Origin of the sequence: Mucilaginibacter polytrichastri (genome assembly GCF_001911425.1) — a bacterium.
Taxonomy (GTDB): domain Bacteria; phylum Bacteroidota; class Bacteroidia; order Sphingobacteriales; family Sphingobacteriaceae; genus Mucilaginibacter; species Mucilaginibacter polytrichastri.
Map to the genome: position 1 here is coordinate 617,187 of NZ_MPPL01000001.1, position 10,602 is coordinate 627,788.

Consider the following 10,602-nt stretch of genomic DNA (forward strand, 5'->3'; position numbering starts at 1 on the left):
TGTAAGCAATAACGTTAGAAAGTTTGCTTTTTGATACATGTATACGGCTAATTTAACTCGTAGGTTGTGTTTTTGTAATGTTGATTATTAAAAAGCTATTTTTAAATCAAAATATAAAATATATTCACTTAAATTAATAAATTTGTCAAAACAAGGCTACAGTGATGTAGTGATCTATGCTATGGAAGAACAAAACGAATCTCAACTAAATGTTGAACTTTCAGAAGAAATAGCTGAAGGGATTTATTCTAATTTGGCTATCATTACACATTCAAATGCTGAATTTGTACTTGATTTTATAAGAGTTGTACCTGGTATACCCAAAGCTAAAGTTAAATCAAGAATTATACTAACTCCAGAACACGCCAAGCGCTTATTAACAGCGTTGAAAGAAAATATTGAAAAGTTTGAGGCTGTTAATGGCCGCATTAAAATTCAGGAAGAAAACTCTGGTTTTTCTATGAATTTTGGTGGTACAATAGGGCAGGCTTAATACCTTAAGTTAGGTAATACCTGAAATCTTCCCACGCTATTTAAGATGTTATATTAACCCTAATTTCTTGCTGAAATTAATAGAATTTGAATATGCAGAATATGCAAAATATTTTAAAAAAAATTGTACCTGTGGTTCTTGTTATACTTTTTTCGTCGTGTTTTAACGAAAAAAAATTAGCGTATTTTCAAAAAGCGCCAAATCAAACAGATACCATTGTTGTGTCAAAGGCATATGAGGCCAAAATACAACCAGGTGATATATTATCGCTTTACGTTAACTCGTTAAGCCCCGAAGCTAGTAGTTTTTTTAATCCTTATTCTGCAAATACTGTTCCTTCAGATGCGGGTGGTAGTTCTAATGGACTTAGCCAATCTGCAGCCCCTGGTTTTTTGGTGAGTAATAAAGGCGAAATCAGCCTGCCATTAATTGGGAATGTTAATGTTGGTGGATTAACAACCGCCGAAACCCATGATTTACTTTTAAGCAAATTAAAAGAATACTTAAAGGAACCAACTATAATAGTTCGGTTTTTGAATTATAAGATTTCTATTTTAGGTGAGGTTATCAAGCCTGGCGTATATGTTGTGCCTAATGAAAGAATTACTATTCCAGAAGCGATAACGATGGCAGGCGACTTAACTGCTTATGGAAAACGAAGTGAGATTCAAGTTATCAGAGAGATTGATGGAAAGAAGGAATTTGGACAAATTGACCTAAGCGACAGGAGCGTATTTACCTCACCATACTATTATTTGCATGCTAATGATATCGTGTATGTAAAAGCAACTAAAAGCAAAGTTGTACAATCTGATTTGACAATTCGGTTGTTGCCGATTGCGATAAGTTTGGTCACAGTTATATTACTTATCATAAAATAGCAATAAAAATGAGGTATAACTCAGATACAGTTGAAGAGATGCCTGACGGCAAATTTGAAAAAGAAGTAAACATTAAGGAAGTACTGTTTGGGTATTTAACCTATTGGCGTTGGTTTATATTATCCATCGGCTCAATGTTAATTCTGGGAAGTATCTATTCTAAAATGCAGGTACCACAGTACAAGATTGATATTGCTTTATTGATTAAAGATAAAGAGCAAAATAATGATAAAGATGTATTGCAGCAATTGAACTTGAATTCGTCTGATAAAATTATAGATAACGAGATACAAGTTTTGAGAACTCGAATGCTAATGGAAAAGGTTATTAAATCTTTGGAATTAGAGAATACCTACATTATTGAGAACAATCTGCGAAAAATAATTTTATACAATAAATATGTGCCCTTCAAAATAAAATTAATTGGGGAATATAAAAATGCAAATAATAAGAAATGGATAGCCAAATATATAGATGATAAAAGTATTGAATTTGATGGGAAAATAATTCCATATGATAAACCGGTTCAAACTGAGGCAGGCTTATTGATTGCAATTCCTCAGCATGTTGTAAACCCTACACATATTCCCGTTAAAGTTAACTTTGGTACGGTAGAAGGTGTTGCGCAATATTATATAAGTAAGCTCAGTATAGTGCCTGCAAGCAAACAGGCTACGGTGCTATTTATATCAATGGAAGATGAAATACCTGAGCGGGGTAAAGATGTTTTAACAAAATTGGTTGATGAGTATAACCAAACGTCAATCGATGACAAAAATATAACTACATCCAATACGCTTAGTTTTATTGAAAGCAGACTTACTGTTGTAGCATCAGAATTAAACAATGTTGAGAAAAGCGTAGAAAACTACAAATCTAAAAATCAAATTATTGATATAACGGCGCAATCTGGCATTTTTTTAAATAATGTCCAAAATAACGACGCGCAAATAACCAAAATAGATTTAACGTTTGGCATTCTTAATAATTTGGAAACTTATTTAAAAAATGAGAGTACAAATTTAGAAAAGCTTCCTTCTATGCAAGGGGTTGAAGACCCAACCCTGTTAGGTTTGGTAACGCAATTAAGCAACGCCATGCTTGATAGAGAACAAAAGCTTCGTACTATACCAGAAACCAATCCTATTGTCAATTCTATTAATGACCAGATCAAGGCTTTAAAGAAAACAATTCTACATACGCTGCTAAACGTGAGATCGGGTTTAGAGAATAGTAAAAAACAGCTTCAAGCGCAAAATTCTAAATTTGAGTCAACTATTAGAAATGTTCCTACCAAGGAAAGAGGGCTTATAGATGTAATGCGTGATCGCGATATTAAAAATAATTTATTTACTTTTTTACTTCAAAAAAGAGAAGAAACACAAATACTTTTAGCCTCAACAGTTTCTGATAGTAAAACTATTGATACAGCAGTAAGTTCTGGGATGTACTTTAAACCCGCCAAAAATTTAATCTATATAACTTTCTTTTTAATTGGTATATTTTTACCCATTGTAATAATTTACATACGAGGTATATTTAATAGCACCGTAAGAAGAAAAGCTGATATTGAGAGAGCAACAAGGGTACCTATTATAGCTCAATTGAATCATTCTGATATTTCAGACGCATTGGTTACAATAAGCCACCCAAGATCTATGATCTCAGAGCAGATAAGATCTTTGAGAGCAGACCTGGATTTTATTGTACCTGAAAGTAAGCACAAAAATATATTATTTACTTCAAGTATTAGCGGTGAAGGTAAGTCATTTATTTCTTTAAACTTAGGTGCAAGTTTGGCAAGTACAGGAAAAAAAGTAATTGTTTTAGAGCTTGATTTAAGAAAGCCCAGATTTTATATAACTCTCGGTATCGATAACTCTGTTGGATTGTCTAGTTATTTAATTGGCAAGCAGGATTATAAAGAAATTATCAGAACCCATCCTCAGCAGCCAAATTTAGATATTATAACCAGCGGAATTAAGCCTCCCAATCCCGCTGAACTACTATTGAATGGACGTATTGAAACACTTTTTAATGAGCTGAAAAATGATTATGAATATATAATTATGGACGCCCCGCCGGTAGGATTGTTAGCAGACGCTCAAATTTTAAGTAAGTATGCGGATGCAACATTTTTTATTGTTAGATATGATTATACACATAAAGAAAGTATTGCTTCATTAGAAGAGTTTCGATTAAAAAAGGTATTCAAAAAAATGAGCATAATTTTCAATTCCGTGGATCATAAAAGAAGTAGTTACGGCTACGGCTACGGCTACGGTTATGGCTACGGTTATTATGAAGAAACTACGCCCGATAAGAGTTTTTGGAAGAAAATTCTGGGTAAACGATAATTAAAATTTATTTTTCCGTAGCATATGCCCTCAATGTCCATTAACCCCAAGTATTCAAAAATAGTTCAATGGGCTAAATTAATATCCGTTACCGGGTTTGCGCAGATTATTGTTCAAGGCTTAGGGTTGGTTAGCGGAATACTTATAATACGATTACTTCCAACTAAGGAATATGCATTGTATACATTAGTAAATACAATGCTTGGTACTATGACAGTTTTGGCAGATGGCGGAATTGGGGCTGGTGTAATGGCTCAGGGAGGGAAAGTATGGAAAGATGGTGATAAGCTTGGAGAAGTATTAGTTACAGGGCTAAGCTTAAGGAAAAAATTTGCTATAGGCAGTTTATTAGTTGCAGTGCCTATACTGTTTTATCTGCTTATGCATAATGGAGCTTCAACTTTAAAAGCAACTATTATTGTAATAACACTTATTCCGGCATTTGTGGCTGCCCTCTCAGATTCTTTATTGGAGATTGCTCCAAAGCTGCATCAGGATATTAATTCACTCCAGAAAAATCAAATTATAGTTAATATATTAAGATTTTTAATGCTTGGTAGTCTTTTAATATCACCATTTGCAGCTATTGCAATACTGGCGGCAGGTATACCCAGAATGTGGGGTAATTTGAAGTTAAAAAAAATATCTGCTGGTTATGCAAATTGGCACGCAGAGCCTAATCCTAATATTCAGCGGCAAATACTTAGAGGGGTAAAAAGAATTCTTCCCGGTTCTATCTATTACTGTGTTTCAGGACAGGTAACAATTTGGATAATATCAGTATTTGGTAATAGTACTACGGTAGCCCAGGTAGGTGCTCTGGGACGTTTATCAATGATGCTAAGCGTTGTAAGTATAGTATTTACAACCTTAATAATTCCCAGTTTTTCAAAACTTCCAGACGATAAGACAACGCTATTGAAAAACTATGTTAAAATTCAGTTTGTGTTAATTGGCATTGGTGCACTTATAGTTGGTGTAGCTTATTTATTTCCAACTCAAATATTATGGTTATTAGGAAAAAGCTATGGGAATTTAGGTTCTGCTTTGGTTAAAAGTATACTTGGAAGTTGTATCGTGTTAGCTTCAGGAATTATGTTTGGGCTATATACGGCCAGGGGGTGGGCAATTAATCCGGTAATTTCTGTTCCTATTAATGTTAGCTGTATAATACTTGGGATTTTGGTTTTAAAAGTGTCAACTATTGAAGGTGCTTTGTTATATAATATTTTTATAGCATCTGCAGAATACCTGATTAATGCACTTTATTGTCTAATAAAAATAATAAAATCATCTAATCATACATAATTACATCACATCTATGTCTTCAATCGTTTGTACACTTTTTGAAAAAAACTATCACTATGGCATAGCTGGATTGGTAAATTCGCTTTATAAGCAGGGGTATAAAGGGGAAATATTTGTTGGGTACAAGGGCGCATTGCCTAAGTGGGCTGAAGGAAAATCTTCCAGTTCTTTCAACTGGGTGGGAAGTACTACGTTAAATGTTACTAATGATATTGAAATTCACTTTTTGCCTCTTGATACTGAATACCATCTTACCAACTATAAGGCAACTTTTATGCTTAAACTTTGGAGAGATCTTAGAAGCGATTGTACCAACTTGTTTTATTTTGACCCCGACATTGTAATTAAATGCAGATGGTCATTTTATGAAGAATGGGTAAACCACGGAGTTGCAATGGTGCATGAGATTGTTAGCAATGATTTGCCGTTTACGCACCCAATCCGCATGGAGTGGACTAAAGTAATACATAGCATTGGTAAAATAATAAATCATCAAGTAAGTGCTTACATTAATGGTGGTTTTTGTGGTGTTAATATAAGAGATATCGAATTTCTTGAAACTTGGGAAAAGTTAATAGATACCGCCATAAATGTTTATAAAGCAGACCCAAAAAAGTTTTCATCATTTGATAGAACTTATCCTTTTTGGAGTATAGATCAGGATGCTTTTAATATCACGGCAATGTGCACAACATCTCCAATCAGTGAAATGGGCCCAGAAGGTATGGATCTAACTTACGGAGGTTGGACTATGTCACACGCAACGGGTACACCAAAGCCCTGGAGCAAAAAATTCATTTCAAATGCTTTTAAAGGCAAAGCACCAAGTTTGCCTGATAATTTATATTGGCTGAATATGCAAGGGGCGGTACCATTAAATGTTCATAGCAAGGCGTTTATTAAGTATAAAGTAACAAGTATGTTAATTGCTAAATTCATTGGGCGTTTTTATCATCGTCCGTAGTACCATACTTGAAATATTGTAGGACATTAGTGTATGCAATAAGCAAATAGTTACAATGGCTAAATTAGTTCAGAAGGTGTTTTTTATTTTAATATCACGTTATCTATATAACTTTTTAAGCTGGTTTAGAAAGCTGTGGTATCATATGCAAGGCATGTATGTAGGGCATAATACGTACTTGCCTTCAATTAAAATAACTTGGCCGCACCAAGTAGTAATTGGAGATAACTGCAGTTTAGAACAAGGTATTTACTTTAAATTTGACGGCATATGGAAACAAGGGCCTTCCATAATTATAAAAAACAATGTATTTATTGGTGCCGGGTGTGAATTCAATATTCGTAAGGAAATTGTTATTGGTGATAATTCCCTTATAGCTTCCGGCTGCAAGTTTATTGATCACGATCATGGTACATCACTATCATCACCAATGCATAAGCAGCAGGGGCCAGAAAAAGCTATACTTATTGGAAACGATGTATGGTTGGGCTGTAACGTTGTTGTACTAAAAGGTGTTGAAATTGCCGATGGAGTTATTGTTGCAGCTGGGGCCGTAGTAACCAAAGATATACCACCCTATGAAATATGGGCAGGTATACCTGCAAAAAAAATAAGCCAACGAAATTAAACATGAAAATTGCATTTCTTTGTGGAGGATTAGAGCCCGGTAAAGATGGCGTTGGCGACTACACGCGCAGGTTAGCCAAAGAGTTTCAGCAAAATAATCATGAGGTAGTTGTAATTTCTCTTGCTGATCGTCATATAAATAAAATTGCAGTAGGGTCACAGGTAATAGATGGGGTGGAAGTTAGCACGTTACGTATCCCTCATTCACTGGAAAAAAAATATCAATTTAAAGAAGCTGAGAAATATTTAAAAATTTTTGACCCCGATTGGATTAGCTTCCAGTATGTACCTTATTCTTTTGATAAAAGAGCCCTGCCAATTAACTTGGGTAAAAAGCTTAAGAAATTAAGGCCATTTGCAAAATGGAGCATTATGTTTCACGAAATATGGCAGGGAGAATCTATAGAGAGTACAATCAAGGATAAGATAATTGGATACTTCCAGAAAAGAATAACTCTTGGTATTATATCAAAGCTGAAACCCGTTTTTATTTCTACGACTAATGAGTATTATAAAAAATGCTTTTCTAATTTGGGCATTCAAACGGACAAAATCCCAGTTTTTAGCAACATTCCAGCTGGTAGTTCATCGCCCGGGAAAATATTTATGCAACTACCAAAATCTGTTTTAGATAATAAAGCCAATTACGTTATTGCGTCGTTTTTCGGTGGTTTTCATGCCTATACTGAGTTAGGGCAGCAACTAAATCAAGTTGCAAAAACGATTGAAGATAAACTCGGTAAAAAGCTAATGGTAACACATATAGGTAAGGCAGATAAAGTAAAAGAGGTTTTAGATAATATTACTAAAACTACAAACATAGAAACTGCAGTGCTTGGAGAATGGGATGAATATGACGTAGCTGATTATTTGTCTACAATTGATTTAGGGCTTTCTACTTATCCTAAAATACTTTATGAAAAAAGCGGTAGCATAGCTGCTTTATTAATTAATGGTTGTCCGGTTATTTTATTTAAGGAATCTTTTGAACAAGATAACCGTCAAATTACTGAACTAAAAGAATGGAGCGAAAATTTCGATTTTAAAAAATTCTTTGATCAGGATAAAAGCTTTTCGGCACTTTATGGAGCAAAAGAGGCATTTGAAAAATATTTAAAAAATTTTAACCAATAACCATATGACAGTAGGTTTATTAACTACCAATTACAATACGTATGAGTTAAGTACTAAATGTATTGAGAATTGCTTGCGTTTTGCTGACGATACCATAGATAAATTTGTAGTTGTTGATGATTGTTCTAATGAAAAATTTGACGTGGAGTTTGATAATGTCACTTTGATTAGAAACGTTGAGAATAAAGGATTGGTTAAAAGCCTTAATGTGGGATTAGCAGCCTTAGATACGGATTTGGTTATCCTATTTGATTCTGATGCATGGCCACTAGAAAAATATATTGAAAGAACGAAAGCATATTTTAGAGATAATCCTAAAGTGGGCATAGCTGCATATGAGATAGAGAATGCCGAAGGCCAGCCAACGGCAGTATTTGAACCAGAGCCCGATGCTATGAGTGTAGTACTCGGCCAGAAACTGCATAAATACTACCAGTCTAAATTTAACAAAAACCCTAAACTAATTACGGTTTATACATGTGCCATGGTAATTCGTAAAGAAGTATTACAGGAAATTGGCGGTTTTGATGAGAATTACGACTGGTTAGAGCTAGATCATGATATTTGCATGAGAGCTATAAGAAAAGGCTGGCATATAGGCGTAATGCCAATAAAAGCTTTTCATAAGGGAAGCGGTACTCCACAACTTGTAAGCAAGAGATTGATACGCTTTTACAAAAACAGAGTTATGCTGCTCAAGAAATTTAATAAATACCCACTTGGGCCTCTTTTAAATATGATTATTATAGGTCGGTTAAGTATTGAGTATGTTTTTATAAATGTTTTGGGGCGCTTTAAATATTCTGAAGAGGTCAGAAAAGATAAGGCATATTCGCGCTCAAAACTTATCTCACTTTTTGTTAACGGTACGATATAATACTATTATATGGCCCATACACCCCGAAGCCTTTCAGGCTTAAGCAGTATATTTTTAGATGCACTAAGGATAATAGCCTCAATAGTTGTTTTTATAGGCCACGCTTATGCCCAGGGATATATTACTGTAGGCAATAACTTTATGGGGGCTGACTTTGGACATTTTTCTGTACTTATATTTTTTGTATTATCGGGATACGTAATTGCCCATACCACCTCAAAAAAAAATAGAGGTCCTTTGCAATATGCTCAAGCACGTTTAAGCAGATTGTATTCGGTATTATTGCCGACGTTAATAATCACAGCTATTATTGAATTTGCAGTGGTTAAGTTATCTCCCGAAATTGCAATAGGTTATCAACGAGGGAATCCACTACCGCGTTATATACTTTCGGGCTTGTTTTTGAATGAAATGTGGTTTTTTTCTGCATCGCCCCCAATAAATGGCCCTTTATGGTCATTATCTTATGAATATTGGTATTACGTTATTTTTGGTTGTGTTTTTTTTAAATTTAAAGGTTGGCAATCAGTAATAATACCATTGTTAGCCTGTATGATTGCTGGCCCTAAAATTTTATCAATGATGCCTATTTGGCTTTTTGGAAACATAGCATATCGACTAAATAATCCGTTAAAAAATAGGTATGCAATATCTTGGTTTTTGGTAGCCGGCGCTTTGTCAATTGCAATTATCCTTTATATTGCATTACCGGCATTGCCTTTTAAATTAGGAACTTCACCGCTGTTTTTTTCAGCTCAGTTTATATCCGATACTATAGTTAGCTTGTTTATAGGCATAGCGTTCTGGCTTTTACCCAGCTACAATATTGCATCAGAAAAGGTACCCGGAAAGGCATTAAAAACTTTTAGGAAATTTGCAGATTTGACATTTCCTCTTTACGTATTGCATGAACCACTCTTGGTATTATTTAGAGTAATAAATAAAGAATATGCAAATAATAGCTTAAATATGATTGTAGGCTTAGTAATAGTTTTTATTACTTGTATGTACTTGGGGAGTATAATGGAGAAAAATCGTTTTAGATGGATTTCTCCCTTTAAACAATTTTTGAATAAGATAAAATTAGTAATTCAGTAATGAACTTGAGTAAATGGTAAAGCATTATAAATTGTTGCTTATAACGCATAAATTTTATCCCGATATCGGTGGTACTGAAGCGAATGCAGAATTTTTGGCTAAGGTATTTGTAGGCTATGGTATAGAAGTACACGTTTTAACATGGACATTACAAACCGGGGAAAAGGAATTTCCTCATAAAGTCATTCGTAATCCCAGCTTAAGAGTTTTGTTAAAAGAGCATCGCTGGGCAGATATTGTATTTGAAAACAGCCCTGTTCTGCGCCTTTCATGGCCATCTTTATTTATTAAAAAGCCTTTAGTAATATCCATAAACACTTGGCTGGACGACTTTGAAGCCAAAAAGCAATCATTACAAAGTACATTTAAATATCAATGGCTTAAACGAGCAACATCTATTATTGCAGTTAGTGACGCTGTTAGAAAAAGATGCTGGCCAACTGCAACTGTTATCGAAAATGCATATAATGATACGCTGTTTTTAAATACTGTTCCAATAGCTAACCGGCAAAAAAAATTCGTTTTTTTAGGAAGATTGGTTTCTGATAAAGGGGCAAGTATGGCTGTTGAAGCAATATATCTATTAAATAAAAATGCCCTTTCAACGTCACCTCCTTATGCATATACTTTAACTGTTATAGGTACTGGTGAGGAATTTGATAATTTAAAAAAACAAGTTTCTGAATATGGTCTTGATAAGGCCATAACTTTTGCCGGTTCGATGAAAGGAGAAGCCTTAGTAAATGCATTAAATGAGCACAGATATATACTTATACCCTCGGTATGGGAAGAACCGTTTGGTATAGTGGCTTTAGAAGGTATGGCTTGCGGGTGTGTTCCAATAGTATCTGCAAGCGGGGGGC

Annotated in this window: 10 protein-coding genes; all 10 read left to right on the forward strand. The window is 34.4% G+C overall.

All coding sequences use genetic code 11. The features are described from left to right. Nucleotides 1–181 precede the first annotated feature (181 nt). Nucleotides 182–493, forward strand: a complete 312-nt coding sequence (locus RG47T_RS02795) for a DUF3467 domain-containing protein (protein ID WP_074487964.1) — start codon at nt 182–184, stop codon at nt 491–493. 92 nt (nt 494–585) lie between these two features. After that, a complete protein-coding gene (locus RG47T_RS02800) occupies nt 586–1,374 on the forward strand; it encodes a polysaccharide biosynthesis/export family protein (protein WP_083627278.1) in 789 nt (262 codons plus the stop codon). 8 nt (nt 1,375–1,382) lie between these two features. Next, nucleotides 1,383–3,731, forward strand: a complete 2,349-nt coding sequence (locus tag RG47T_RS02805) for a GumC family protein (protein WP_074487966.1) — start codon at nt 1,383–1,385, stop codon at nt 3,729–3,731. Nucleotides 3,732–3,764: 33 nt separating this feature from the next. Beyond that, complete coding sequence (locus RG47T_RS02810) at nt 3,765–5,039, forward strand: MATE family efflux transporter (protein WP_216350997.1); 1,275 nt, start codon at nt 3,765–3,767, stop codon at nt 5,037–5,039. A 13-nt stretch (nt 5,040–5,052) separates the two neighbouring features. Further along, nucleotides 5,053–6,003 carry a hypothetical protein gene (locus RG47T_RS02815; protein WP_074487970.1) on the forward strand — a complete coding sequence of 317 codons (951 nt, stop codon included), beginning with the start codon at nt 5,053–5,055 and terminating at the stop codon, nt 6,001–6,003. 55 nt (nt 6,004–6,058) lie between these two features. Then, nucleotides 6,059–6,631 carry an acyltransferase gene (locus RG47T_RS02820; protein WP_074487972.1) on the forward strand — a complete coding sequence of 191 codons (573 nt, stop codon included), beginning with the start codon at nt 6,059–6,061 and terminating at the stop codon, nt 6,629–6,631. Between the two features lie 2 nt (nt 6,632–6,633). After that, a complete protein-coding gene (locus tag RG47T_RS02825; RefSeq protein ID WP_074487973.1) occupies nt 6,634–7,764 on the forward strand; it encodes a glycosyltransferase family protein in 1,131 nt (376 codons plus the stop codon). Nucleotides 7,765–7,768: 4 nt separating this feature from the next. Continuing rightward, nucleotides 7,769–8,641, forward strand: coding sequence for a glycosyltransferase family 2 protein (locus RG47T_RS02830; RefSeq protein WP_074487974.1), 873 nt, complete (start codon nt 7,769–7,771; stop codon nt 8,639–8,641). A gap of 9 nt (nt 8,642–8,650) precedes the next feature. Then, on the forward strand, nt 8,651–9,739 hold the full coding sequence (locus RG47T_RS02835; protein WP_074487976.1) for an acyltransferase family protein: 1,089 nt from the start codon (nt 8,651–8,653) through the stop codon (nt 9,737–9,739). A gap of 13 nt (nt 9,740–9,752) precedes the next feature. Continuing rightward, nucleotides 9,753–10,602: glycosyltransferase family 4 protein (locus RG47T_RS02840; RefSeq protein WP_216350998.1), on the forward strand; the 850-nt coding region annotated here is incomplete at its 3' end.

Excerpts from the sequence above, each read along its gene's own strand:
- RG47T_RS02820 (WP_074487972.1), top strand. The coding sequence starts at position 6,059 with ATGGCTAAATTAGTTCAGAAGGTGTTTTTTATTTTAATATCACGTTAT.
- RG47T_RS02805 (WP_074487966.1), top strand. The coding sequence starts at position 1,383 with ATGAGGTATAACTCAGATACAGTTGAAGAGATGCCTGACGGCAAATTT.
- RG47T_RS02810 (WP_216350997.1), top strand. The coding sequence starts at position 3,765 with ATGTCCATTAACCCCAAGTATTCAAAAATAGTTCAATGGGCTAAATTA.
- RG47T_RS02825 (WP_074487973.1), top strand. The coding sequence starts at position 6,634 with ATGAAAATTGCATTTCTTTGTGGAGGATTAGAGCCCGGTAAAGATGGC.
- RG47T_RS02800 (WP_083627278.1), top strand. The coding sequence starts at position 586 with ATGCAGAATATGCAAAATATTTTAAAAAAAATTGTACCTGTGGTTCTT.
- RG47T_RS02830 (WP_074487974.1), top strand. The coding sequence starts at position 7,769 with ATGACAGTAGGTTTATTAACTACCAATTACAATACGTATGAGTTAAGT.
- RG47T_RS02815 (WP_074487970.1), top strand. The coding sequence starts at position 5,053 with ATGTCTTCAATCGTTTGTACACTTTTTGAAAAAAACTATCACTATGGC.
- RG47T_RS02835 (WP_074487976.1), top strand. The coding sequence starts at position 8,651 with ATGGCCCATACACCCCGAAGCCTTTCAGGCTTAAGCAGTATATTTTTA.
- RG47T_RS02795 (WP_074487964.1), top strand. The coding sequence starts at position 182 with ATGGAAGAACAAAACGAATCTCAACTAAATGTTGAACTTTCAGAAGAA.